Annotated in this window: 22 protein-coding genes; 6 read left to right on the top strand and 16 right to left on the bottom strand. The window is 71.2% G+C overall.

The features are described 5' to 3' along the window. Positions 1 to 271: 271 nt before the first annotated feature. The gene (locus tag OHA68_RS27875) at positions 272 to 712 is read right to left on the bottom strand and encodes a DUF5980 family protein (RefSeq protein WP_327102906.1); all 441 of its coding nucleotides are present in this window, start codon (positions 710 to 712) and stop codon (positions 272 to 274) included. Between the two features lie 233 nt (positions 713 to 945). Here OHA68_RS27875 and OHA68_RS27870 point away from each other — a divergent pair, with 233 nt between their 5' ends. Both OHA68_RS27870 and OHA68_RS27865 read left to right on the top strand, forming a co-directional pair. Continuing rightward, positions 946 to 2,820 carry a histidine kinase gene (locus OHA68_RS27870; RefSeq protein ID WP_327102905.1) on the top strand — a complete coding sequence of 625 codons (1,875 nt, stop codon included), beginning with the start codon at positions 946 to 948 and terminating at the stop codon, positions 2,818 to 2,820. A 110-nt stretch (positions 2,821 to 2,930) separates the two neighbouring features. Continuing rightward, complete coding sequence (locus tag OHA68_RS27865; protein ID WP_327102904.1) at positions 2,931 to 3,536, top strand: response regulator transcription factor; 606 nt, start codon at positions 2,931 to 2,933, stop codon at positions 3,534 to 3,536. A gap of 52 nt (positions 3,537 to 3,588) precedes the next feature. On the opposite strand, the gene OHA68_RS27860 is transcribed toward OHA68_RS27865, so the two are convergent. From OHA68_RS27860 to OHA68_RS27820, 9 genes are all read right to left on the bottom strand, one after another. Then, a complete protein-coding gene (locus OHA68_RS27860; protein ID WP_327102903.1) occupies positions 3,589 to 5,430 on the bottom strand; it encodes a DJ-1/PfpI family protein in 1,842 nt (613 codons plus the stop codon). A gap of 192 nt (positions 5,431 to 5,622) precedes the next feature. After that, a complete protein-coding gene (locus tag OHA68_RS27855) occupies positions 5,623 to 6,084 on the bottom strand; it encodes a DUF3052 family protein (RefSeq protein ID WP_327102902.1) in 462 nt (153 codons plus the stop codon). Continuing rightward, positions 6,068 to 7,051 carry a DUF2207 domain-containing protein gene (locus OHA68_RS27850; protein WP_327102901.1) on the bottom strand — a complete coding sequence of 328 codons (984 nt, stop codon included), beginning with the start codon at positions 7,049 to 7,051 and terminating at the stop codon, positions 6,068 to 6,070. Before OHA68_RS27850 ends, OHA68_RS27855 begins: the two co-directional genes overlap by 17 nt. 146 nt (positions 7,052 to 7,197) lie before the next feature. Beyond that, the gene (locus tag OHA68_RS27845) at positions 7,198 to 8,079 is read right to left on the bottom strand and encodes an SMP-30/gluconolactonase/LRE family protein (RefSeq protein WP_327102900.1); all 882 of its coding nucleotides are present in this window, start codon (positions 8,077 to 8,079) and stop codon (positions 7,198 to 7,200) included. Between the two features lie 127 nt (positions 8,080 to 8,206). Then, positions 8,207 to 9,211, bottom strand: a complete 1,005-nt coding sequence (locus tag OHA68_RS27840) for an ABC transporter permease (protein WP_327102899.1) — start codon at positions 9,209 to 9,211, stop codon at positions 8,207 to 8,209. Continuing rightward, on the bottom strand, positions 9,208 to 10,173 hold the full coding sequence (locus OHA68_RS27835; protein WP_327102898.1) for an ABC transporter permease: 966 nt from the start codon (positions 10,171 to 10,173) through the stop codon (positions 9,208 to 9,210). The genes OHA68_RS27840 and OHA68_RS27835 overlap by 4 nt, the downstream gene beginning before the upstream one ends. Next, a complete protein-coding gene (locus OHA68_RS27830) occupies positions 10,170 to 11,702 on the bottom strand; it encodes a sugar ABC transporter ATP-binding protein (protein ID WP_327102897.1) in 1,533 nt (510 codons plus the stop codon). The genes OHA68_RS27835 and OHA68_RS27830 overlap by 4 nt, the downstream gene beginning before the upstream one ends. Continuing rightward, positions 11,699 to 12,718, bottom strand: a complete 1,020-nt coding sequence (locus OHA68_RS27825) for a sugar ABC transporter substrate-binding protein (RefSeq protein WP_327102896.1) — start codon at positions 12,716 to 12,718, stop codon at positions 11,699 to 11,701. Before OHA68_RS27825 ends, OHA68_RS27830 begins: the two co-directional genes overlap by 4 nt. 47 nt (positions 12,719 to 12,765) lie before the next feature. Next, complete coding sequence (locus tag OHA68_RS27820; protein WP_327102895.1) at positions 12,766 to 13,809, bottom strand: LLM class flavin-dependent oxidoreductase; 1,044 nt, start codon at positions 13,807 to 13,809, stop codon at positions 12,766 to 12,768. Between the two features lie 145 nt (positions 13,810 to 13,954). Here OHA68_RS27820 and OHA68_RS27815 point away from each other — a divergent pair, with 145 nt between their 5' ends. Together OHA68_RS27815 and OHA68_RS27810 are read left to right on the top strand one after the other, a co-directional pair. Then, positions 13,955 to 14,638, top strand: coding sequence for a TetR/AcrR family transcriptional regulator (locus OHA68_RS27815; protein ID WP_327102894.1), 684 nt, complete (start codon positions 13,955 to 13,957; stop codon positions 14,636 to 14,638). Between the two features lie 96 nt (positions 14,639 to 14,734). After that, a complete protein-coding gene (locus OHA68_RS27810; RefSeq protein ID WP_327102893.1) occupies positions 14,735 to 16,360 on the top strand; it encodes a long-chain fatty acid--CoA ligase in 1,626 nt (541 codons plus the stop codon). Between the two features lie 61 nt (positions 16,361 to 16,421). Here OHA68_RS27810 and OHA68_RS27805 read toward each other — a convergent pair whose 3' ends face one another. Continuing rightward, positions 16,422 to 17,333, bottom strand: coding sequence for a dioxygenase family protein (locus tag OHA68_RS27805; RefSeq protein WP_327102892.1), 912 nt, complete (start codon positions 17,331 to 17,333; stop codon positions 16,422 to 16,424). 138 nt (positions 17,334 to 17,471) lie between these two features. Between OHA68_RS27805 and OHA68_RS27800 the strand changes: the two genes are divergently transcribed. After that, positions 17,472 to 17,993: a MarR family winged helix-turn-helix transcriptional regulator gene (locus OHA68_RS27800; protein WP_327102891.1), complete on the top strand. Its 522-nt coding sequence runs from the start codon at positions 17,472 to 17,474 to the stop codon at positions 17,991 to 17,993. Between the two features lie 79 nt (positions 17,994 to 18,072). On the opposite strand, the gene OHA68_RS27795 is transcribed toward OHA68_RS27800, so the two are convergent. The 5 genes from OHA68_RS27795 to OHA68_RS27775 are packed head-to-tail and all read right to left on the bottom strand — an operon-like array spanning position 18,073 to position 24,295. After that, positions 18,073 to 18,978 (bottom strand): polysaccharide deacetylase family protein, encoded by a 906-nt coding sequence (locus OHA68_RS27795; protein ID WP_189139791.1) that lies wholly within the window; start codon positions 18,976 to 18,978, stop codon positions 18,073 to 18,075. Next, positions 18,962 to 19,981, bottom strand: coding sequence for an asparaginase (locus OHA68_RS27790; protein ID WP_327102890.1), 1,020 nt, complete (start codon positions 19,979 to 19,981; stop codon positions 18,962 to 18,964). The genes OHA68_RS27795 and OHA68_RS27790 overlap by 17 nt, the downstream gene beginning before the upstream one ends. Further along, the gene (locus OHA68_RS27785) at positions 19,978 to 21,303 is read right to left on the bottom strand and encodes an MmgE/PrpD family protein (RefSeq protein WP_327102889.1); all 1,326 of its coding nucleotides are present in this window, start codon (positions 21,301 to 21,303) and stop codon (positions 19,978 to 19,980) included. Before OHA68_RS27785 ends, OHA68_RS27790 begins: the two co-directional genes overlap by 4 nt. A gap of 8 nt (positions 21,304 to 21,311) precedes the next feature. After that, the gene (locus OHA68_RS27780; protein WP_327102888.1) at positions 21,312 to 22,640 is read right to left on the bottom strand and encodes an MFS transporter; all 1,329 of its coding nucleotides are present in this window, start codon (positions 22,638 to 22,640) and stop codon (positions 21,312 to 21,314) included. Next, entirely contained in the window at positions 22,637 to 24,295 is a 1,659-nt protein-coding gene (locus OHA68_RS27775) for a thiamine pyrophosphate-binding protein (protein WP_327102887.1), read from the bottom strand. Before OHA68_RS27775 ends, OHA68_RS27780 begins: the two co-directional genes overlap by 4 nt. Positions 24,296 to 24,475: 180 nt before the next feature. On the opposite strand from OHA68_RS27775, the gene OHA68_RS27770 reads away from it, so the two are divergent. Further along, positions 24,476 to 25,186: a GntR family transcriptional regulator gene (locus tag OHA68_RS27770; protein ID WP_189139786.1), complete on the top strand. Its 711-nt coding sequence runs from the start codon at positions 24,476 to 24,478 to the stop codon at positions 25,184 to 25,186. Positions 25,187 to 25,208 lie beyond the last annotated feature (22 nt).

The following is a 25,208-nucleotide window of genomic DNA, read 5'->3' as shown; positions in this document are numbered from 1 at the left end:
ATCACCGGGCCGTTGTCGGCGGCGTGCGCGACACAACGCTCGGAAAAATGGATTCCGCCGCTGCGGCCGGTCTTTGCAGGAATGAGCGAACGGCCAGGTTACGGCGAGTATCAAAAGGCCCGCGAACGAGCCGGAAAGCGGCAGAAGACACCTGGGAAAGCCGGGTGGGCAGCCATCCGGACATGGCTGCCCACACCATCCGTGCCGATCCGGCCGGCAGACTGGACGGCGACTTCGAAACGGCGAGAAGTGATGTGGCGAAGCCGGAGCGTCAGGGCCAGATATCCGGGTTCCCGTGTTCGGTGCAGTCCGCCCTCATGTTGATGCGGATAGGGACGGTCTGCTCCACGGTTCCGTCCGAGGCCCACAGCTCGGCGACGTACACGGCCGGCGGAGCCGGTGCGATCGATATATGGACGAACCCGACGATGGTGTTGCCGTGATTCTCGCCGGGCCAGATCGCGCCGCCGTTGCTGTACGAGCCGGAAGGCAGGTTCCGAATCCCGAACGTGATCTTCTTCTCCCACTTCCCGAAGACAGGACCGACGAAGTACGTATTGGGATGGCCGCCGGCCGCGCACGTGCGCTGCCCGATGTCGCGCAGCTCCCACGTCGCCGTGGTCGCCGAGGCCGGTAAGACGCCGGACAGCGTCAGCGCCACGCCGGCGGTGACGCCGAGCAGCAGTCTGAGGACACGTTGGATCGAACTCACGGAACCTCCCGAACATGAAAGTGAAAGTCACTTGACTCTTTCTCTGACCATTGTCAGCAAATTGGTTGCGAATTCAAGGGTTGAAAATTTATCAACCAGCGTGACCGGCAGGTGGCCTGGCCTGTCCCCCTCGCGCCCATGAAAGTTTCACGAGGCGACGCGGGACCGGCGATGGGCGTAGCATGCCGTGCCGTCAGCGCGAAGAACGCTCAGGCGTGGTCTGGAGGCACGTGATGGGCGATGTGTCACGGCAGGGCGAGCTGACGCCGACAGTCGCCTGGCTGTTCGCCGCGGCCTTCCTGTGCCTGGTGCTGCCCGCCAGGGCGGCCGTAGCGGTGTACGGGGCCGGGCCGGTCGGCGTGGTGGCGGCCATGACGCTGTTCGTGCTGCCGTTGTCGTACACGGTTCCGCCTGGGCGGGCGCTGTGGGCCCGTCGCCGCAACCCACTGCTCGTCGTCCAGGCGGTCCTGACGTATGTGCCGTTCGTCGTGTTCGGCCAGGACTGGGTGGTGGGGCTGTCGGGACTGCTGGGCGGTCTGCTTCTGCTCACGGTGGGCGCGCCGGCCTCCTGGGTCCTGTTCGGCGCCGTCCTTCTGCTCGAAGGGATCCTGCGAGCCGACGGCTCGTGGTCGTTGACCATCTGGGCGCTGACGGCCCCGGTGAACATGGCCCTGGCGTTGTTCGGCCTGGTCCGGTTAGCCGACCTGGTCCACGATATGCACACCACCCAGGCCGAACTGGTCGCCATGGCTGTGGCCCGGCAGCGCCTTCGCGCCGCCGGGCTCCTGCGTGAGGTGATCGGGGTCCGGCTCGAAGCCGTCACCGTACACGCCAAGGCCGCCTTGGCGTTGATCACCGACAGTCCGGGCCAGGCGCGTGACCGTCTCATCGAGGCGGCCGGCATCACGCGTCAGGCGCTCGACCGGGTCCGGGTGGCGGTGGCACGTGACGACCGCGCCCACGGCCCACCGAAGGCCGGACGGGAAGGCGACACCGCCGACGGCATCCAGGGCGGCGTTGTGGCACCGCGGGTGGCCCGGATGGTGCTGGTGGTGGTGCTGTGCGCCTTCTCGGCCCAGACGCTGGTCAACGTATGGGAAACGGCGGCCGGGGTGTCGGCCGAGGTCGGCGCGTGCGCCGTCGTCGCGGTAGGGGCGCTGCAGCTCCGGCATACCCGTGATCGCCGCGATGGTGTCCGCCCTCAGGGGTGGATCTGGACTTTCACGGCTCAGACGCTGCTGAGCGTCGCGCCGGTCTGGGTCTTCGACGAGGTGAACCTGCTCGGCATGGCGGGATTCGCGGCGGGTTCGGCGCTCCTGCTGCTTCCTGGCCGCTGGGCATGGGCGGCGTTCGGCGCCATCTCGCTCGTGGCCGGGGCGACGATGGCGGCCTACAGCACGTACGGCCTCTACGACGCGGTGTACGCCGCGACAGGAACCGCGGCATACGGCCTGGTGGTGTACGGGCTTTCGCGACTGACCGACCTGGCGCTCAGGGTGGAGGCCGCTCACCGGGAACTGGCCACCAGCGCCATGGTGCGGGAGCGGACTCGCGTCGCGAGGGACACCCACGACCTTCTGGGCCTGGGCCTGTCGGCCGTCGCGCTCAAGTGCGACCTGGTCGTACGGCTCATCGACCGCGACGACGCCAGAGCCCGGAACGAACTGGGGCAGCTCCTGCGGATCGCCGCCGAGGCCCGGGAGGAGGTTCTGTCGGTAACTGAGGATGCGCGCGGTCAACTGTCGTTTCTTCATGAGCTCGCCACGGCTCGTGACGCTTTGGGCGCCGCCGGCGTCGAGGTTCGCACCGATCTGCCCATGGCGCCGATCCCTCCTCCGATCGACGAGGTGCTGGCCACTGTGCTGCGCGAAGGCATCACCAACGTCCTTCGCCACGCGGCGGCCGAGTGGTGCGTCATCCGGCTGTCCGCCGTGGACGAGACCGTCCTGCTGCGTATCACCAATGACGGTGCCCGCCCCGCCGAGGCGGCCGGCACCGGCCTTGACAACCTCCGCGCCCGAGTCGGCGACCTCGGCGGGCGCCTCACCGCCGCGGACGATGGTGCGGGCCGCTTCGACCTGGCCGTGGAGATTCCGCTCGCTCTGTGAGCAGGGGCGGGGCCGGCGCCCACGGGTGCTACGTTGATGGCCGGTCGGCAGTGGGGACACCGGGGTCGTAAGGTCGCGGCAGCCGTCGTGGTCGCTGCGGGGAGGTGGAGATGATCCGGGTCCTGATCGCCGAGGACATGCGCATCCTGCGTGACACCCTGGTCGCCCTGCTGGAGTTGGAGGACGACCTCAAGGTCGTCGCCGAGTTGAGCTCCGGTGCGGACGTCGTACCCGCCGCGCTTGAGCATCGCCCCGATGTGGCCGTGCTCGATATCGACCTGCCCGGTGCCGATGGGCTCACCGCCGCCGCCGAACTGCGTCGGCGGCTGCCGCAGTGCCGCACCTTGATCCTCACGGGCCTGGGCAGGCCGGGGACACTGCGCCGCGCACTCGCCGCGCAGGTGTCCGGATTCCTCGTCAAGGACGCGCCGGCGCAGGAGCTGCTCGACGCGGTACGCCGGGTTGCCATGGGCGAGCGCGTGATCGACGCGAATCTGGCTCTCGCCGCGCTGGAGACCACCGAGAACCCGCTCTCTCCCCGGGAAGCCGAGGTGCTCAGGCAGCACGCGAACGGGGCCTCGGTGGCCGAGATCGCTGGTGAGGTGCATCTGACATACGGGACCGTACGGAATTATCTGGCGTCGGCGGTCACCAAGCTGGGCGCGCGCAACCGGGTGGACGCCGCGCGCATCGCCGATGAGGCCGGCTGGCTGTAGCCGGCCTGCGGCCACGTCGATCCAGGTCGGCGGTCCCGCGCAGTGCCGTCACCTACGGCCGCCCGCCCGCTGCCCGGAGGGCGCGGGCCCGCCGGACCAGCCAGGCGGCGCCGAGGGCGGCGGCCAGTCCCGTCAGGCCCAGGAAGAGCGGGCGCAGGGCCAACGTCCATGGCCACCCGGGACCGGACAGCCCGAGCCCGTCGGCCGGGTACTCCAGGATCTTGGCGGCCCACCTCGCCGTGGGGACGTCCATGGTGCGGGCGACATCCCGCAGTGCCGCGTCGAAGGCGAAGCCCGGTCGTGCTTGGAGATACTCCACCGGCACACCTCCCCGTCGGGCGGCCTCGACGGCAGGCTGCGGATTCGCCGCCGCGGCGGCACCGGGCACCAGCAACCGGTCGAATCGGGCAGGAGCGTTCGCCAGGGTATCCCGCGGGGTGAACGTCAGCCCGTGGCGGGAGCGGATGGCGGCTCCATCCGGCGTGACCGCGACGGTCCGCGCGGCCATGGAGTGCTCGGCATACGGGTCGAACGCGGCGGCCAGTTCGAGTTCGCCGACGCCGTCGGTGAGCACCACGCCCACGTCGGGAGCGTCCCAGCGGAAGCCCACGTTGAGCGTGTGCAGGATGGCGTCGCCAGGCGTCAGCTTCGACTGAGGGAGCGTGGCGGCCTTGCCGGGGGTGTAGTAACGCCAGCCGACGGCCTGGGCGGCGGACCGGGCGGAGTCGGCGCCGAAGAGCCGCTCGACCACGCGCAGTGTTCCGTCGACTGCCGACAACAGCCCGCCCGTGCTGATCACATCGCCGTCGTCGACATAGCGGATGCCGCGCTGCCAGTTCACCTCGGGATGGTCGTGCTCGAGCCTGGACATCCAGTACCAGTGCGAGGCCGCGTCGCGCCCGTCGAGCAGTCCGGCCTCGGCGACCAGTTGCGCGCCGGCACACACGCTCAGCAGCAGCCCCCTGCTCGCGGTGTCCCGGATCCAGGTGGTCACCATCGTGCGGTCGGCCTCGTCCGAGTCCGGCATGGCAGGCACGACGGTGACGTCCGGGGCCGAACCGTTCAGCCGCTGCCCCAACTGCGCAAAGCTGAGGTCCGGCACCAGATCCAGCCCACCGAGCAGGGGGAGCGGGCGGCGGTCCGGCGCGACGGTGTAGACGTTGAACCGTCCCGTGACGGCCAGGACCTCGTACGAGACGAGCGCGTCGGCGATGTTGGCGCCGCTGTTCCCGACGACGACCACGGCCGTGGGCTTGCCCGGATCGTGCGCCGACGGCGTCGCGGTGGCCGTGGTCCTCTCGGGTGGGCTGTACTGGTTTCTCGCATAGGCCGCGGAGCCCGCTGTGTACGCGGCGCCGGGAACGAGGAGGAAAGCGAGCAGAACGGCCAGGCCGTAGCCGAGCTTCCGCGCGGCCGGCCGGGCAGGGCCGTGCGCCATGCTGTACTCCTGACGGCGGCGGAGCATGGCGATCAGCATGGCCGGCAGCATCAGCACATGCAGCGGCGTCATCAGCGCCCCGCCGGAAACCGTTCCCGCCCACAGCAGCGCCAGCAGCACCACGAGCGGGGCGACCATGGCCGCCACCATCTCCAGGATGCTCCCCCAACCGTGCCGGCGGTAGCGCATCCACGCGGCCATGCCCAGCGACATGGTGAGCACCATTTCGCTTGAGCTGATCACCGGGTGGTCGGCGTGGGAGTAATCCCACCCGACGGCACTGAGGACGGCGCTCAGCGCCGCTCCTAAGGCCAGCATCCCGGCCAGCATCGCCACGACCATCTGCACGTAATGCCAGGCGAAGCGCCACCAGCTTCCACGGTGAGCGGTGTCCGCCCTTTCGGCGGCCCGCACCCGGCCGGCCGACGTGTCATGGCCCAGTTCGGTGTGCGTCATCGCACAGCCCCTCCTCCACGGAAACGACATTCGCTCCCTGGATTGTTCGCTCGACGGGGCGAGCCGGGCCAGTGCCAGACGCACGACCTGCATATGGGGTTCGCAGCGGCTCGGGCATGCACAATGCACAAACGCGCCACCCTTCACCGGAAGGGAAGGCTTCTTCCAGGTGTGCGGGGACCGCTGACGCTCTCAGCGCCAGGTTCTTCGCCAGGGCGGCCACGTCAGCCTGATCGCCCGCCAGCCGTCGCCGAGACTGTGGCCGCCGGTCCGGACAAGTCCTGCGGCCGGCACGGCTTCGGCGAGCTCATCGGACGCGAGCTGCCCGCCATGTCCGGCTTCGGGAGTGATGAGCCAGATCCAGCCGACGTCGTCGAGATTGCCCATCGCGTCCATGAGGGCGTCGACCAGGTCGTCCTCGCCCTCGCCGGCGCCCTCGCCGTCGCCCTCGCGCCAGCACAACAACACGACGTCGATGATCTCGTCGGCGCTCTCGTCCAGCAGCTCGCCGCCGCGATGCCGTTCGAGCACGGCCCGGACGCCGTCGAGGCAGGCGGTGCCCAAGCCCCAGTTCCTCGTCTGGACGACCATCCCCGGTTCGATGCCGAGCAGGTCGGCGATCCCGTCCCCGATCGCCTCACCAGGCACCGCCACCGCCTCCTCCCGTACTGCTCCCGCCGCCACCGTAGGAGCCGCCGGAGGAACCGCTGCCCGAGTAGCCGCCGTACGAGCCGCCGGAGTGGACCCCGCGACCCGGAGAGCGGGCGGCACGACGGCGGCTCAGCAGATGGGAGACGAGCGCGCACCCGCCCAAGAACAGGAAGCTCCCGCCGATCACGGCGATCGTCCCCAGGACCCAGGGGTCGCTGAAGCTGGTGCGCATGCGATCCAGGCGTGCGCTGCCGCTGCCGAACGCCATCTCGGCCGCGGCGGGGTCCGCGTCGAGCAGGCCGCGCGGGAAGGCCAGTTCAGCGGTGCGGGCCTGGCCGGGCATGATGCGGCGTTCGGTCAGGGTGGCCGTGCGGGTGGCCTCGTTCACGGTGAGGGCGGAGTCCTCGGCGCTTTCCAGGACACCCGCCCCTGGGCCGCGGTCGCGCGGCAGCCGGATCTCGACCTGAAGCAGGTCAAGCTGCTGCGGCCAGTGCTCGCCCCAGACCGGCAGGCTGAGGAACGCCTGGTCGTCGTGGGCGGTGACGGCTCCGCGCAGGGTGTAGCGGATGGTGAAGGTGCGCGTGGAGCCGGGGGCGGCGGAGAAGTACCAGGCCACGCGATGCCGCCCGGCATCACAGCAGGCGGTGCCGTACGTTCCGGCCGGGCGGTGCACACCTATGGCGGCGTCGGGGCCGCGCCGGTAGACGGTGCCGCCCTCGCTGACCGAGACGTCCTGGACGCGCGTCTGCGAGTCAAGAGGGATGTCCAGGTAGGCGCCACGTCCCGGCCGGTGCCAGGCGAAGGTGTGCTTCTCGGTGACCGTGACCCTGCCGTCCGTGGCGACCTCCGCCAGCACGGCGGTCCCGGAAAGGCTGTACAGCGGATCGACGGCGGCCGACGCCCGCGCGGGCGCGATACCCGAGAAGAGCCCCACGGAGAGTACGGAAATGAGCGCGAATAATCTCCCCATGGTCTTCCTTGGCGGTCAGGTGCGTTACCGATGCCTTTTTTCGAGCGTACGTGACGCGGCCGCGTCCAGGGCGCGGCGATGACGCGGCTGAACGGCCCGGCCGCACCGCCCCTCTGATGCGAGCGGCCGGACCCGCCGGAGGGCCGTCAGCTCCCTGGTACGGTCACCCGCATGGCGAGCATGCGGCCCTCGCGCGCCGCCTTACGGGCTTCCTCGTGGAAGTCGGGGGCGGCGCACGCGAACAGCGTCGTGCCCGTGGCACCGCCGAGGGCGCAGGCGTACACCGGTGAGCCGGGCTTGATCTCGTCGGTGATCGTGCCGCCCTCGATGACCCGCACGAGCCGGTCGCCGATCGCGTCCGCGACCCACAGCCCGCCCTGCCCGTCGAGGCAGGCTCCGTCGCCCGCGACCTGCAGCTGGGCGAGCGCCAGGGCGAGTTCGCGGTCGGTGGGCAGCGGCCCGAACTCCGCCCACGTCCGCCGGTTGACCAGCTCGCCGTCCGCGGTGAGGTCGAACGCGGTGACGCGGTTGCCGAACGTCTCCACGACCACGAGCTCGCCGCCGGGGGTGATGACGATGCCGTTGGGGAACCACAGGTCCTCGGCGACCTCCGTGACGTGGCCGTCGGGGTCCACCCGGTGCAGCGAGGTCGGCTCCAGCGGGGCGCCCGCCATCAGGTCGAAGCCGAAGTTGCCCACATAGGCCCGGCCCTGGCCGTCCACGACCATGTCGTTGGCGTGCCCGGTGGCGTGCTCGCCGAGGTCGGCGTGGACCGAGAGCGTGCCGTCCGGCTCCCGGCGCAGGATCTTGCGGTCACGCATGGAGACGATCAGCAATCGTCCGTCGGGGAGCCAGCCCAGCCCGGAGGGCTGCTCGGGCACGTAAGCCTCCTCGCGCAGGTCGGTGCCGTCCTCGCGGATGGACCGGACCCGATGGGTGTAGAAGTCGGAGAACCAGAGCCGCCCCTCGCGCCAGCGTGGCGCCTCCAGGAAGCAGAAGCCCTCGGCCACGGTGATCGGTTCGGTCATGGTCGTCCTCCTTGCGAAAGTGCCGGTCCGCTCGCGCGGACCGGCGTGGGTGTGTCCGCGGCCGTCGCGCGTGGCCCACGGGCCGACGGCCATGTCGTACGGGAACCCGCCCTGCTCCTTTTACCGGTCATGGCAGGGCGCCTGGCCGACGTCGTGCCGCGTTCGCGCGGCGGGCTCGCAGCCGCGCCACCGTCTGACGCAGCCCGGGGCTCTCGATGGCGACGATCACCGCGAGCAGCGCCGCGTACAACAGCTGGGTGGAGAAGTCGGGCAGGGCGGTGACCGCCACGAGCTGCGCGAGCAGCGCCACCGCCAGCGTGCCGGCCAGCAGCCCCAGCGGGGCGCCGCGACCGCCGGCCAGCGACACGCCGCCGAGCAGCGCGGCCACGACGGCGAGGATCAGCGGCTGCAGCCCCGGGTCCGGGTTCGCCGAGGCGTAGCTGTAGCCGAGCAGGGCGCCGCCCAGCGCCGCCAGGGTCCCCGACACCGTGAAGATCCCGACGATCCGCCGGTCCACGCCGACGCCGGCGACCCGGCTGGCCCGGCGGTCGCCGCCGATGGCGCGCAGCTCGCGCCCCAGCTTGGTGCGGCCCAGCAGGGTCGCGGCGACGAGGAACGCGGCGAGCGTCAGCAGGCTCCGGGGCGAGAAGACACCGGCGATCGTCTGGTCGACCCACAGGGTCGCGTCGCCGTTGGTGTAGGTCCTGCTCAGCCCGCCCGACATCGCGTACGTCAGCCCCAGCAGGGCGATGTACGTCGCGAGGGTGACCGGCATGGACGGGATGCGCAGCCGGGCGATCAGCCCGCCCTGCACCGCGCCGATGGCGGCGCCGGCGGCCACGGCGGCCAGGACGCCCAGGACCGGGGAGGCCGCGCCGGTCTGGACGGCGAGCATGCCGCCGAGCGCGTACGTCCCGGCGACCGACAGGTCGAACTCACCGGCGATCATGGTGATCCCGAGGGCGAGGGCCAGGAGGCCGAGCTGGGCGAAGCCCTGCAGCGCGTTGTAGACGTCGAACGGCTCAAGGGGCCTGCCGCTCAGCAGCGGCGAGCACCCGAACGCGGCCAGCGCGGCCAGCAGGGAGACCGTCGGCATGAGCTGCTCCGGCCGGGCCGGCCACCGGCGGGTCATCGCCGGCCCCCGGTGGCGCGTACGTGCACGAGGACGACGACCGCGAGCACGAGGACTCCCTTCACGAGGATCTGCACGCCGGTCGAGTAGCCCCGCAGCAGCAGCACGTCGGAGATGACGGAGATGAGCACCGCGCCGCCCAGGGTCCGCACGGCGGAGCCGTGACCGCCGGAGATCGCGGTGCCCCCCACGAGGACCGCCGCGATGGCGTCGAGGGTGAGCGTGCCGCCGAGCGTCACCGTGGCGGAGGTGTGGAACGAGGCGAGGAAGATCCCGGTCAGGGCGACGCACGCGCCGGAGACGGCCCACGCGATCACGGTGACCCGGCCGACGGGCAGGCCGGCCGCGCGCGCCGCGGCCCGGTTCTCCCCCACCAGGTACATCTGCCGACCGGCCGTGGTCCGGCGCAGCGTCCATTCGACGAGCACCGTGACGGCGAGCAGGACGTACACGGCCAGCGGCAGGCCCAGCGGGGTGGCGTTGAGCACGTCGAACCCGCGCGCGGCGGGGTAGACCGTGGTCCCGCCGCTGAACCAGGTGGCCGCGCCGCCGATCGCGAACCCGCCGGCGATGGTGAGCACGATCGGGTCGGCGTTCCAGAAGCCGATGACCGCGCCCTGCGCCGCGCTGAGCGCGATGCCGGCCGCGAGCGCGATCAGCAGTGCGGTCCACAGGCCCAGGTGCTGCGTGCCCAGGAAGAGCATCGCCACGACGGTCGCGATCTGGGAGGTGGCCAGCGACACCCCGGACCCGGCGATCATCACCATGGTGGCGCCGACCGAGGTGATGCCCACGAAGGCGGCCGAGGCGAGGATCGCGCGCGCGTTGTCGAGGGTCAGGAACCGGGGCGTCGTCACGGCCGGGACGAGGAGCAGGACCAGGAGGAGAACGGCGAGGCCGACCGCGACGGCCCTCGGCCGCCACCTCCGGGAGGCACCCTCGGAGTCGTCGGCCGTGGTCATGACGGTCCCGGTCCGTGGGTCATGTCGCGCAGGAGCAGTGCGCCGTCGGTGTCGCCGTCGTACCGGCGCACCGTCCGGCCGTCCCGCATCGTGACGATCACGTCGCCCAGGTCGAGCAGCTCCTCCAGTTCGGTGGAGGCGAACATCACGACGAGCCCGGCATCGGCGGCCTGGCGGAGCAGCCGGTGGATCTCCGCGCGCCCGCCCACGTCCACCCCCCGGGTCGGCTCGTCCAGCAGAAGGGCGAGGACGTTCTCGTGTTCCAGGCAGCGACCGACGAAGACCTTCTGCTGGTTGCCTCCGCTCAACGTCACCACCGGCTCGTCGAGCCGCCGCTCCGGCAGGCCCGACCGCTCGGCGAGCGATCGGGCGGTGCGGCGCTCGCGACGGGAGCGTACGACCCCGGCGCGCCCCAGCGTGGGCAGGCGCGTCGCGACCAGGTTCCACGCGGTCGGCTTGCCGAGGAACAGACCCTCGGACTTGCGGTCGCCGGACACGAAGGCGATGCCACCGCGCGCGGCCCCGACCGGGTCGCCGAGCGCGACCGGTCGCCCGCGCAGCTCCGCCGTTCCCGTCGCCCCGGGGTGCAGTCCGGCGAGGGCGCGCAGGACGTCGGAGGCGCCGCTGCCGAGCTGGCCGGCCAGCGCGTGGATGCGGCCCGCCTGGGCGGTGAGGGTGAAGTCGGCGAGCCGTCCGGGCACGCGCAGGTGCTCGATCCGCAACCCGGGTGCGCGGTCCCGGCCCGGCTCGCGGGCGGCGGACGGCGGCCGGCGCGTCTCCCCGAGCATCTTCGTGATCAGCTCGTCCACGGTCAGGTCTTCGGCGGGGTGGGTGGCGACATCGCGGCCGTCGCGCAGCACGGTCACGACGTCGCACAGCTCAAGGACCTCCGTCAGCCGGTGGGAGACGAAGATGACCGAGCAGCCCGTGGCCGCGACCCGGCGGATCGCGGCGAACACGTGCCGGCTCTCGGCGTCGCTGAGGGTCGCGGTGGGCTCGTCGAGGATCACCAGCCGGGCGTTCTGGCCGAGCGCCTTGGCGACCTCGACCAGTTGCCGCTCCCCGATGCCGAGCGCCGACAGCGGCTGGTCCGGGCTGATGCGCTCCAGGCCCATGTCGTCCAGGATCCGCCGGCACCGGGCCACGGCCTTGCGCCGGCGGTTGACGAACGGCACGTCGAGATCCCCGAGCAGCATGTTGTCGAGCACCGTCAAGGCCGGTACGACGCTCAGCTCCTGGTCCACGAGCGCCACGCCCGCGCGCTGAGCGGCCTGGCGGCTGCGCAGCTCGACCGGCTCACCGCCGATCACGATGCGGCCGCGGTCGGGGGCGAGCTGCCCGGACAGCATCTTCACCACCGTGCTCTTCCCCGCGCCGTTGTGGCCGCACAGGGCGTGGATCTCACCGGCGCCCACGGTGAAGGAGACCTCCCGGACCGCGGGGACGCCGTTGAAGGCGCGGGCCAGGCCCTCGACGCGGATCGGGGGACTGTCGGTCGTCGATGGGCTGTCGGTCGCCGATGGGCTCATGCGTGGCTGCACTGCTCGGCGAACCGGCTCACGTTCGCGGCGGTGACCCGTTCCTCACGGACGGTCTCGCTGCGCGGCGGGTTCTCACCCGCCAGATACCGTACGACGTACGCGGCGGTCTGCTCGGCGATCGTGCCCGGGTCCTCGGTGGCGGTGCCGTACAGCTCGCCCGCCTTGATGGAGTCGATGCCGGCCTTGAAGCAGTTGCCGCCGGTGACGATCAGGCCGTCCTTGCCCCCGATGGCGAAGCCGGCCTGCTTGGCCGCCTGGATGATCGGCAGGGCCATGTAGTCCGCCATGCCGTACGCGGCCTGCACCCCGTCCTTGCCGTGCTTGGCCAGGAGTTGCTGGGCGATGGTGCCGGAGAGCTGGGGATCCCAGTTGGCGTCCTGCTCCTCGACGACCTTGTACTGCGGCGCGGTCGCCAGGACCTTGGCGAAGCCCTTCATCCGGTGCTGGGTCACGAGCATGGACTTGGTGCCGGTGAGGACGATGATGTTGCCGGAGTCGCGGCCCTGGGCCTTGAGGCCCTCGACGATGTTCTGCGCGGCGTACTCGCCGAGCTTCTCGTTGTCCGAGAGCACCGACATCACCTCGTCCGCCACCGTCGGGTCGGGCGGGCCGTCGACGACGAGCACCGGCACGCCGGCGGCGCCGGCCTTCTTGATCGGCACCGCCATCGCCGTGGTGTCGAGGATCGAGACCACGATCAGGTCCGGCTTCTGCGCCACGGCCTGGTTGAACTTCTGGACCTGCGTGCCCGGGTCCATCGTCGTCATGTCGCCGACCCGCACGCCGGTGGGGGCCAGCCGCTCGGTGAAGACCTTGTTGAAGTAGGCGCCCCACGGGTTGCTGCTCCCGTAGCCGACCAGGGCGATCGTCTTGCCCGAGAGTGACGTCGCGGAGGCTCCGCCGGACGGCGGCGCGGCGGCCTGGCCGCCGCAGGCCGTCGTCAGCAGGGTGAGCGCGAGGGTGCCGGCGGCGAGAGCGGTGCCTGGGGATCCGGTGCGGAACATGACTATCCGACCCTTCGACGTGGTGGGGGGTTGCGCGGGAACGGCGGTCACAGGAGCCGGGCGAAGCCGGCCATCTCCCGCTCGGGGTCGAGGACGGGCTGGAGGACCAGCTCGTCGATACCGGCGGCTTCGAGGGCGGCGACGCGCTTGACCAGGTCGTCGCGGGTGCCGACCAGGCCGACCTTGTCGACCAGGGAGGGGACGATCAGGTCGCGGTCCTGGGGATAGATGCGGCCGAGGTAGTTCTCGTACAGCACGAAGTGGCGGTCGTCGGCGGTGGCGGTGGTGCCACGCCGGTCGAGGAGCCGCTGGACCGCCTCGCGCTCCTCGGGTTCGAGCCCTTCCGCGAAGGCGGGGTTGTCGGCGGTGAAGGTGAGCAGCGCCATGGCGACATGGCCCATCGAGTCGCGGGCGAGGTCGCCGTGGGGGTTCTCGCCTTCGGCGAGGATGTGCATCGAGGTCATCACGTACGAGGTGGTCGGCGTCCGTACGCCGGCCTCGTCCGCGGCGGCGGTGCGCGCCTCGGCGAACGCCTGCCAGGCCGCCGGATCGAGCAGGCCGAAGGAGATGGTGCCGGCGCCACGGCGGCCGGCGATGCGGGCGGCTTCGAGGCCGAAGGCGGCCACGACGAACTCGATCGGGTCCTCGGTGTTGACGTAGTCGCCGACGTGCAGGAAGCGGACGTCGCGGGTGCGACCGCCCTCGCTGTACTCGGTGGGGCGGCCCGCGGTGAGGTCCTGGAGCTGCCGGGTGAAACGTTCCAGCGTGGCCATCGTGGTGGGCTTCATGCCCAGGGTCCGCCGGGCGGTGTTGCCGGTGCCGACGCCGCAGATGACACGGCCGGGCGCGAGGGCGTTGAGGCTGCCGAGGGCGGCGGCGCAGGCGGGGGCCGAACGCAGGGCCGGCGAGGTGACGCCGATCCCGAGCCGGATGCGGCTGGTCGCCTTGGCGCACAGGGCCAGGCCCACGAAGGGGTCCCCGTTGACCATCGGCGTGTCGTAGACCCAGAAGCTGTCGTACCCGAGTTCCTCGGCCTTGGCCGCCAGGTCCTCTACCCCGGGCTTTGCCGTGACCACGATGCCCTTGCGCATGCCCCCATCTCCTTCATGGCGAGCCAGGATTTACTTACTAAGCGCATAGTTAATACGCGCCCGAGGAGGTGTCAAGATGTGCGCGTACATGTAACAGCGGGACGGTAATGTCGGCGCGTCGAGGTGAGCACAGGGGGGATCCGGGATGGTCGCGAAGCGTCGCGGCCCGCGGCGGGGTGGCCATCCCCCGCTCGTGCGGCTGGACGAACCGTCCGAGAAGTTCTGGGACGAGGACCTCTCGGACGTGACCAAGGCCCTGCTGGGCTCCGCCGTGCGCTGTTTCGCCGAGAAGGGGTTCCAGGCGACGACGACACGCGACATCACGGGCCAGGTCGGGCTGACCCCCGGCGCCCTGTACGTGCACTTCGCCACCAAGGAGGAGGTGCTGTTCGAGATCGTGCGCAGCGGTCACCGCCGGGCCCTGGAGACGCTGCGGGCGGCGCTGCCCGCCGACGGCGATCCGGAGACCCACCTGCGCCGGGCGGTCGCCGCGTTCGTGGAGTGGCACGCCGAGCACCACACCGTGGCGCGGGTGTGCCAGAACGAGCTGACGCCGCTGTCTCCCGAGCACTATGCGGAGATCCACGACCTGCGCGCGCAGTTCACCATCGTCTTCCGGGACGCGGTGCGCCGCCTCGTCGACGGCGCGACGGCGGATCCGGACGATGTCAGCCGCCTGGCGCGGTCGATCCTGTCGCTGGGCGTGGATCTGGTCCGCTGGTATCGGGTGGACGGCACCGACAGTCCGGCCACGCTCGGCGCCTTCTATGCCGACCTGGCCGTCCACATGACCGCCGCCGTCCGCGACCGGCGCCCCACCAGCGCGTAGAGCTCGCCTGCTTGACAAGTGTCGCCGCCAGTACTGACTATGCGCTCAGTAAGCGCTGAGCTTCCTCCGCCGGGCTCCAGAGAGGCTGTCGACGAGATGTACGGCTTGATGCAGGAGCACGCCCTGGCCCTCCCCCTCGTCTTCCACCGGGTGGAGCGGTACTTCGGGCACAAGCGGGTGGTGACGGGTCGCGTCGGCGGCGAGACCACGGCGACGTGGGCCGACGTCTGCGCGCGTACACGGCGGCTGGCGGCCGTGCTGGACCGGCTCGGCGTCCCCGGCGGCGCCCGGGTCGGCACGTTCGGCTGGAACAGCCAGCGGCACGTCGAGTTGTATCTCGCGGTGCCGTGCACCGGCCGGGTGCTGCACACGGTCAACCATCGGCTCTTCCACGAGCAGATCCGCTACATCGTCGACGACGCCGCCGATGACGTGCTCTTCGTCGACCGGTCACTGCTGCCCGCGGTGTGGCCGCCGGTCGCTTCCCTCAAGAGCCCGCGGCACGTGGTGGTCATGGACGACGGCGCCGACGTGCCGCTGCCCGACGATCCCCGGATCCTGGACTACGAGACGCTGCTCGCCGAGGTCACGCCCTTCGACGGGGAGTTCGCGATCGCGGACGAGAACGCCGCGGCGGCGCTCTGCTACACCTCCGGCACCACCGGCGATCCGAAGGGGGTCCTCTACAGCCACCGGTCGATGGTCCTGCACACCCTGCTGCTGCTCATGGTCGACACGTTCGGGATCCGCGAGCGTGACGTGGTGATGCCGATCGTGCCGATGTTCCACGTCAACGCCTGGGGGCTGCCGTACGCCGCGATGATGTGCGGCGCGGATCTCGTCCTGCCCGGACCGGCCATGCGGCCCGCGGAGCTGATCTCACAGCTGGAGCGGCATCACGTCACCTTCACCGCCGCGGTGCCCACGGTGTGGCGCGGCTTGGAGCCGCTGCTGGCCGGCCACGACCTGTCCGGCCTGCGGACGATCATCTGCGGGGGCGGCCCGGTCGACGACGCCCTGTCGCGCTCCTACCAGCAGGCCATCGGGATCCCCCTCACCAACGCCTGGGGGATGACGGAGACCAGCCCGGTGGTGACGGTGGCGCGGCCGGCGACCGTGCACGACGGCCTGGACCCGGACGCGCGGCGCGCGGTCATCGGCTCGCCCGGCCCCGCGGCCCCGCTCATCGAGCTCCGGCTGATCGGCGAGGACGGCACGGAGGTCCCTTGGGACGGCACCACGCCGGGCGAGTTGCAGGCGGCCGGCCCCACCATCGCCGCCCGCTATGTGGGCGAGGAGCGGCCGGGCCCGGCGTTCACCGACGACGGCTGGCTCAGAACCGGGGACGTCGCCACCATCGACGGCCATGGTTACGTGCGCATCGTCGACCGGACCAAGGACCTGGTGAAGTCCGGCGGTGAATGGATCTCCTCGGTCGAGCTGGAGGGCGCCATCATGGCCGATCCCCGGGTCGCCGAGGCCGCGGTGATCGGCGTGGCGCACCCCCGCTGGGGCGAACGCCCTGTCGCGTACGTGGTCCCCAAGCCCGGCGCCGACCTCACCCCCGACGACGTGCGCGAGCACCTGACCGCGCACGTCGCCCGCTGGTGGATCCCCGAGCAGGTGCTCTTCATCCCCGAGATCCCGAAGACGGCGACCGGGAAGTTCGCCAAACGAGAGCTCCGCCTCCAGCACCGGCACGACGGCCCCGCCGCGGAGTGAGGGAACGCGGCGGTACGCGTGACCTCCTCGTCGTGCCGGACCCGGGCCCGCCGGTTCGTGCTCAAGCCGCCTGGAAGGAACGCCGCGAGAGGCCGACGCCATAGCCGTCGAGCGTGGTCAGCACCGGCGCGGTGGGGTCGGTGGCCGCGCCGAGCGTCACGAACAGCGGGGTGAAGTGCTCCACCGTCGGGTGCGCGTAGGGCATCCCCGGGGCGGCGGTGCGGAAGCGGGCGAGCTCGGCGACGTCGCCCCGGGCCAGCGCGTCGGCGGCCCAGGCGTCGAAGTCGGCCGACCAGCCGGGCACCTTGTTGTCCACGAACATCTCCCTGGTCAGGTAGGGCAGGCCGTGGGTCATGTGCCCCGAGCCGACCACCAGCACGCCCTGCTCCCGCAGCGGCCGCAGCCGCTCGCCGATGGCCAGCAGCCGGTCGGGGTCCTCGGTGGGCAGGCTCAGCTGCAGCACCGGGATGTCGGCCGCCGGGTACATGATCTTCAGGGGCACCCAGGCGCCGTGGTCGAGGCCGCGGTCGGCGTGCCGGTGCACCTGCTCGGCGCCCGGCATGGAGCCCACCACCTGCCGCGCCAGCGCACCGGCGTCCGGGGTGTCGTAGCGGAAGGTGTAGTAGAGCGGGTCGAAGCCGCCGAAGTCGTACACCAGCTCGTCGGGCCGGTCGGCGCTCACCGACAGCGGCGCGGACTCCCAGTGCGCGGAGACGACGAGGATCGCCTTCGGCTTGGGCAGGGCGCGGGCCCAGTCGTGCAGCGGGGTGAGCCATTCGGGGCTCCCGAAGGGCAGGGGGCCGCCGCCGTGGGACAGGTAGAGGCTGGGCAGCGGCCCGTCCTGCGGCGTCCAGGACCGGTGCGGGTCAGCGGCCTCGATCGCAGCGGTTCGGCGCAGGTGCGCGGCGAACGGGTGCGCGGCCGGGATGCGGGCGTCGGCGGCGGCGGTCGGAGAGGCGTCAGGCGAGGTCATGCTGGCTCCTTGGTACCGGTGATGCTGCGGTGTGCCAGGACGGCGGGGCTGCTCCCGTGGGGGAAGATTGTTGTCGCGACAAGCGCTACCAGCTACAGCAAACTTGTCGCGACAACCATTCCCGACGAGGACGTGACCGTGGATACTCCCTGGCTCGACCGGCCGCAGCTACGCGCCTGGATCCGGCTCCGCGCGGTGCTCGCGCTCCTCCCCGGCGTGCTCGACGCCCAGCTGCGCCGCGACGCCGGCCTGACGGAGTTCGAATACCACGTGCTGGCGACGCTCTCCGAGACGCCCGGCCGGACGTTGCGCATGACCGAGCTGTCCCGGCGGAGCAACGCCACGCTGCCCCGGCTCTCCCACGTGGTGACCCGCCTGCAGGGGCGTGGCCTGGTGGAGCGCTGCTCCTGCCCGGAGAACCGCCGCACGACCAACGTCCTGCTCACCGACGACGGCTGGGAGAAGGTACGGCAGGCGGCGCCGGGCCACGTGGCGACCGTCCACCACCACGTCATCGACGCGCTCACCGACGAGCAGCTCGATCAGCTCACCGCCATCGGCGACGCCCTCCTGACCAGACTGGACCCGTCCGGAACCATGGCCGCCACCTACACCCGCTACGACGGCGCTCCCGAGCCGCAGGCACCGGCCGATGGATGACCGCGGCAAGCCGCCACCCTCGGCCCGACGGCAGCCGGCCCTCAGCGCGAAGACCGAGGCAACGGCCCGGTCACGCCGCTCAGGCTGCGCCCTCGGCAGGGGGGAAACGTTCTTGCCAGAAGTCGGCGATGGCGTCCCGTCCCGTGATCCAGATGTCGTCGCGCGCGCTGATCCGGTCGAGCACGCGTAGCAGGCCCGCCAGCCGGGCCGGTCTCCCGATGATTCTGGGATGGAGCCCGATCGACATCATCCGTGGGTGCCGCGCGCTCTCGGCGAGCAGGACCTCGAAGCAGTCGATGGCATAGCGGGCGAAATCGTCCGCGGTGAAGAACTGTCCCTTGTAGAACTTGGTGTCGTTGACGTCCAGCGAGTACGGGACGATGAGAAACGGCCGCCCGTCGACCTGGTCCCAGTACGGCAGGTCGTCGCTGACCGAGCCGGCGTCGTAGGCCAGGCCGGCCTGTGCCAGCAACGAACGGGTGTGCACGGTGTTCGGCGGCCGGGTGAACCAGCCCTTGACGGGTCGGCCGGTGAGACCCTCCAGCGCGGTGACGCAGTGCTCGATGTTGCGGCGTTCCTCATCGACGGTCATGCCGGTGTGCGGGATCCACCGGTAGCCGTGCCCGACCACGTCGCACCCTCGCTTGATGATCGCCTCCGTCACGGGCGCGTTCCGCTCCAACGCGAGGGCCGAGGCGAACACGGTGGGGATGACGCCGTGATCGTCCAGCGCCTGGAGCGTCCGCCAGATGCCGACGCGGCTGCCGTACTCGAAGGTCGACTCGGCGAAAAGCTCACGCTCCCCCTCAGGGACGTCGTACTTCGCCTCGACCAGGGTCTCGCGGGTGGTGTCACCGTCGAGGAGATTGCGCTCCGCGCCCTCCTCGTAGTTGATCACGAAGTTGACGGCGAGCCGGGCACCGTTCGGCCAGCTGAATTCCGGCGGATTCTGGCCGTATCCGACGAAGTCACGTGATGCGGTCACGGTCAGCTCCTTCATCGCCATAGGGCGTGGTGGGTGAGGTGCGAGGAGGGAAGAGGTCCCCGGCCGACAGTCCTGCGGACAGGCCGAAGAGCAGTCTGAGCCGTGCCTTGGCCGGCGACAGGGTCCGTGCCGCGAGCACTCCTTCGCCGAGCAGGTGCGTCTCCGATCCGGGTCCGCCGTACGTGCGCCGAAGGATCGGGCCGTCGGCGCAGCGGCTGGTCAGGACGGTGGGCCGGCCCGACCGCACCGAACGCACGACCGCTTCGGCCAGCGCCGGGGCGAGATGCCCGGCGCCGGTGCCCGCGACGACGAGCCCGGCCACGTCGCCGGCGATCGCGTCGACCAGCCTCCCGTCGGAACCGGCCACCGCCATGACGAGCTCCACCTTCACGTCCGGCGGAGCCGTGGCCGTCAGCCGGTCGGGCTCCGGTGGAGGGCCGAGCAGGAGCTCGACCTCGTTCTCGATCACGAATCCGACAGGTCCGGCGGACGGGGAGGAGAACGCCGCGACCCGGGTGCTGTGCTGTTTGGTCACCAGCCGGGCCACGTGGATCTCGTCCTGGAACACCACCACCGGGCCGTACCGGGCCAGGGGCCGGTGGAGCGCCGCGACGACGGCGGCGACGATGTTGGCCGGCCCGTCGGCGCCGGGGAGATGCGGGGCACGCATGGCCCCGGTGAGCACGATGGGAACGGCGGTGTCCACGAGCAGGGCCAGCGCGTAGGCCGTCTCCTCCAGGGTGTCCGTGCCGTGCGTGATCACGACCCCGTCGGCGCCGGCGGAGACCTCGCGGCGTACGGCCTCGGCGAGCGTCCACATGTCCGCCGGCGTGACGGCCCGGCTGGAGATGGTGCGCACGTCGCTCGTCCGGATGTCGACCGGCAGGTCCTCGATCATGCCGGCGAGATCGGCGGCTCCGTGGTGCGGGGTGGCCCTGCCCGCGGTGGGTGCGGTGGCGATGGTGCCGCCCATGGCCAGCAGGCTCACCACTGCCCTGGTCATCGCGCTCCGTCGAACAGGTCGGCGCAGTCGGGGACCGCGAGCAGCCCGTCGAGCCGTTCCCACCACGCCGTCGCTGTCCGCCGGTCGCCGACGAGCGTGGCGAACTTCTCCCGGTGCTCGGCCTCGGTGAGCGGGCGCGTGTGGTGGCCACGCGGATTCTGTACGGTCGCGGCCGTGGAGCCGTCATCGGTCACCACGGTCACCCGCGCCGGGGCGGACTCCGGCCACTCGGCCTCGAACTCGGGCCGTACGCTCACCCGCACCTTCTCGGCCACGGCGGCGACCTGGGGGCGGAAGCGGAACGCCTCCACGTCGCTGCGGCCGAGGACGAGCGCCGTCGCCACCGCGTAGGGCAGCGAGAACCGGCCGGACAGGTCGTTCGCGGCCGGCTGCCGGTCGATCTTCAGGTTGACGGCCACCGTGTCGACCAGCACCTGGCGGATCTCTTCCGGGCGAACGGGCGTGATGGCCAGTGCCGCCTCCACGGCGCTGTGCGACAGGGCGCAGGCGCTGTGGACCTTGAAGTAGTTGCGAGAGATGCCGAGGTCGTCATAGCGCAACGGCTCGGTGAGCGCCGACCCGTTCACGATCTCGCCCGCTATCTGACCGAACGCCACCTCCAGCGCGGCGGCTGAGCCGGTGAACTCGGCGCGGGCCAGGGCGGAGGCTCGTACACCGCTCTGCGCGGCGTATCCGGTGTAGGCGTTGCGCGCCGTCGCGCCGTCATAGCAGGCCTGCCACACGGACAACAGCGGGCTGGTCGCCGCGATCGTGGCCGCTGTCACCGGATCGGTCCCGTCGAGAAGTGCCACGGCGACCGCGGCGCCGACCGCGCCGACGTGCCCGTGTGGGTGGACGCCCTGCCGCAGGCGGAACGCGCGGAAGAGCCGGCTGCTGACCTCATACCCCGCCAGGACCGCTCGCACGAGGTCGGCGCCCGGCGCGTGCACACGTTCGGCGACAGCGAGGGCCGCCGGGATCACGTGCATTCCGGGATGGCCCGTGGGCCGCATGCCCTCATCGAGTTCGAGGCTGGTGCCCGCGGTCGCGTTGAGGAACGCGGCGTACGCCGGATGGGCCTTCAGGCGCGGTGTCGTCAGCACCGTCGCCGTGTGCCCCGCGCCGGCCCGATCCGCCGGGGTCACCAGCGCGTCGTGCTCGTCGAGGGCCACCAGCGCGGCGATCTCCGCCGTCCTGGCACCGGCGGCGGCGACCGCGACGGTGTCGGCGATGACGAGCCGGGCGCGGCGCAACGTCTGCTCGGGGACATGGGCGAGGTCCAGCTCACTTGCCACCCGGACGGCGGTATCGATGCTGAGCACGGTACTCCTCACCGCTCGAAGTTCAGGTGCCGGGTCTCACCGAGAGCCCACACCGCGGCGGCACTGATGAGCGTGACCAGCACCACGTAGGCGCCGACGGCGTACATGCCGACCGCGCTGAACAGCGCGATGGCGATGAACGGTGCCACCGCCGCGCCCAGCAGCGATCCGCCCTGGTTGGCGGCGGTGATGCCCGAGTAGCGAGTGGCGGTGGGGAACAGCTCCGCGAAGTAGACACCGATCGGGGCGTAGGCACAGCCCACGGGAAAGGCCAGGAGCGCGAGGCCGACGGCGAACAGGACGGGTGAGCCGGTCTCGATGAGCGCGATCGAGGGGAAGACGACGACCAGGATCCCGCCGAATCCCAGCAGCAGCGCCGTACGACGGCCTCGCGTGTCGGCCACCCCGGCGGACAGTCTCAGACCGATGCTGTACGCCCCCGCTGAGAGCAGCACCGCGGTGAGCGCCGCCGCCTGGCTGATCTTCAACGGCCCGGTGGCATGGGAGAGCAGGAAGACGAAGGCGACGTAGAAGGTCGCGCTCACGGTCACGTACGCGAGGGTCGCGAGGACGACGGAGCGCCGTGACTCGCGCAGCACGGTCGCGATCGGAAGACGCGCGCCGGCTGTGTCGCCGGACTTCTTGCCGGCCTGGAATATCGGCGACTCGTCGAGGCGCAGCCGCATCACCAGCCCGACGACGATCAGCACGGCACTGGACAGGAAGGGCAACCGCCAGACCCACTCCACGTAAATTTCCTTGGGGACCAGAAGGGTCACGGTCAGCAGGACGGCGGTCGACAGCGCGAGACCGGCGGTGACGCCCTGCTGCGCCCAGCTCGACAGCCGGGCTCGCCTGCCGGGCGGCGCGAACTCGCTGGCCATCAGGACGGCGCCACCCCATTCGCCGCCCACCGCGGCGCCCTGGACGAAGCGGAGCAGGACGAGCAGGGCCGGAGCCAGCGCACCCGCGGTGGCATAGGTCGGCAGCACACCCACGAGCATCGTGCTGATGCCCATCAGCATCAGGGACGCGATCAGCGTCGTCTTCCGGCCGACCCGGTCGCCGTAGTGGGCGAAGATCAGGCCACCGATCGGCCTGGCGATGAAGGCCACCGCGATGGTCGCGAACGAGGCGAGTGTCGCCGCGACCGGGGACATCGCGGGGAAGAACTGCGTGCCGAACACGAGCGTCGCGGTGCTCGCGTAGATGTAGAAGTCGTACCACTCGATCGTGGTCCCGATGAACGCCGCCTTGGCGACCCGGGAAGCCTCCTCCGGAGTCGGAGCCGGGGTCGCGGCGTCAGGGCCGCCGTCACTCGCATCTATCCGCGTCAACGTCTTTCTCCTTCAACATCCTGCGAGGAACCTCGCAGCCGAGCGGCTATGTCGGCGAACGCCCGATTCTGGGCGTCCGGGTCAATGTGCACGTCGAACAGCACCGGCCCTGTCTCCTCGGCCAGCACCCGCGGCAGGATGGCGAGATCCGCGGTGCGTCCGATGGAGTGGGCGGGTATTCCGAAACCCCGGGCGATGCCGGCGATGTCCGGCCACGCATGCTCGGACTCCGTGACGGGGAGCCCCTTGGCCCTGAGGCTGTGACGCTCCTGGCCGTAACCCCCGTCATTCATCACCACCACGGTCAGCGGGAGCCCGTAGCGCCGCACGGTGGCGAGTTCGTTGAGACTCATCATCAGGCATCCGTCGCCGAGCACCACCGTGACCCGCTCGCCCTCCCTGGCGAAGGCCGCGCCGATGCTCACGCCCAGGGCCTGGCCGATCGCGCCGAAGTCGTGCGTGAAGGCGTATCGGCGGGGATCCCAGCTGCGCAACGTCTGCTGCGCGTACGAGCCGAAGTGACCGGCGTCGACGACCAGCAGACGATCCTCGGGCAGCGCCGCGTCGAGAGCGTCGACGACGTCCTGCGGGGGGACCGGTGAGGTGTCGGCCGCGGAGCCGGCCCGGTGGTTCTCCTCGGCGGGAGGAGTCCAGCCGGTGCGCGCACCGGCGGCGGTCAACCGGTCGCGCAGGACGGCCACGGTCTTGACAGCGTCGCCGACGACGGCGACGGCCGCCCGCGAGTGCCTGTCCATCGCTTCCGCATCGTGATCGACGTGTACGATCACGCCGCCGTGCAGGCCGCCGTCGGTCGTCCACGGGTTCGCGGTGGCGCCCAGCACGAGAACGCAGTCGGCGTCCGCCAGCGCGCGGGAGGCGGGGCCCGCGCCGAGCCCGCCGGCCACGCCGAGGCTGCGGGGATGGGTGGCGAGCAGCCCTTTGGCTTTGAGTGAGGTGGTGATCGGGGCTCCCAGCAGGTCGGCGAGCTCACCGACCGCCGCGGCGTCGTCTCCGGGCGGCACGCCACGGCCGACGAGGATCACCGGCCTGCGCGCGGCGGTGAGCGCTGCCACCGCGGCGTCGACGGCCGCGGGATCAGGTGCCGGTCCAGCTGGTGGTCCGGCCGCCGGCCGGTAGGGCGTCGTGTCAGGCGGCAGTGGGGCGAGCAGCACGTCGGTGGGGGCGTTCAGCACCGCCGGACCCTTCCCGAACCGGACGTGCCGGAACACCGCTCCGGTGTCGGCGTGCACCGTGTCGGGCCGGTGGAGCGGCCGGAACATCGCGCCCGTCGACCGGATGAACGACTGCTGGTCGAACCGCTGCGGATGGTTCAGGTCTCCGGTCGGGGTGTCGGGGGCGATGAGCACGACGGCGGAGTGGGCGGCCACCGCGGTCAGCAGCGACGTGGCCGTGTTGCTCAGACCGGGACCGTGGGTCACGCTCGCGACTCCGGGCTTCCCGGAGAAACGGGCGTAGCCGTCGGCCATCGCGACCGCGCCCTGCTCATGGCAGGCGTGCACCAGCTTGATCCGCCCCGTCATCGAGACCTGGGTGAGCAGGTCCAGGTTTCCGTCGCCCATCAGCGCGAAGATCACCTCGGTGTCCTCAGCGACCAGCGCTGCTGTGACGGCGTCCACAACCGTTCTCTCTTGCATGGAATGCGACTGTACTCGACCGTATTCCGACACACAAGGATGAGTTTTCCCGGCATCCATCTGCGATCTACGTGCGAGAACAGCGCGATTCACAGCCCGCTCTCCGCCGCACGCGACCCCGGCGTCGGACGTTTGAGAGACGCTTTGAGTACCGAGGTATTCACATGTATTCTCTGAGGCATGGACGAACCCTTCGAGGCGCCCGTCGACGCGCCGGCGATTGCACTGCCCGGCAACAGGCCCATTGCCGACGAGTTGTACGACTACCTGCGGCACGCGATCATCCGGGGCGAACTGCCCGAGGGCATCCGAGTGGTCGAGGGCGACATCGCGGCGCGGGCCAACGTGAGCCGCACTCCGGCGGGGCAGGCGCTGCGCCGTCTCCAGTCGGACGGCCTGCTGCGCGCGTCGCAGCACGGCCTGCTCGTCAACGAGCTCTCCGCGGACGAGCTGTCCGAGACGTGCACCGTCCGCGACTCGCTGGAGGCGCTGGCCGCCCGGCTCGCCGCCTCCACCCGCACCGATCTTGACCTCGCACTGCTGGAGGAGCTCACCGAGCGGTTCGAAGCGGCCATAGGCGGCGATGTCTCCGACATCGTCGATCTCAACCACGCCTTCCATGACGCGGTATGGGACGCGGCCCGCAACTCCGCGCTCAGGCGTTTCCTGCAGCAGACGCGCTCCCTGATCGAACGACTGAACTCCACCACCCTGAGCTCAGAGGCCCGCCAGAGACAGGCCCTCGACGAGCACCGGGCGATTCTCGCAGCGATCACCGCACGCGACGCCGACACGGCGGAGAGCGTCACACTGCAGCACTTTCACAAGGCGACGGCCATCCGGATCCTCTCCAAAAGAGTCCATATGCGGACGAATCCGACTGCCAGCTGACCTGTCCCACCAAGACCAGGAG

Origin of the sequence: Nonomuraea glycinis (genome assembly GCF_035920485.1) — a bacterium.
Lineage (GTDB): Bacteria > Actinomycetota > Actinomycetes > Streptosporangiales > Streptosporangiaceae > Nonomuraea > Nonomuraea glycinis.
Note: the sequence above shows the minus strand (reverse complement) of the source record. Positions and strands in the feature narration are given on the sequence as shown.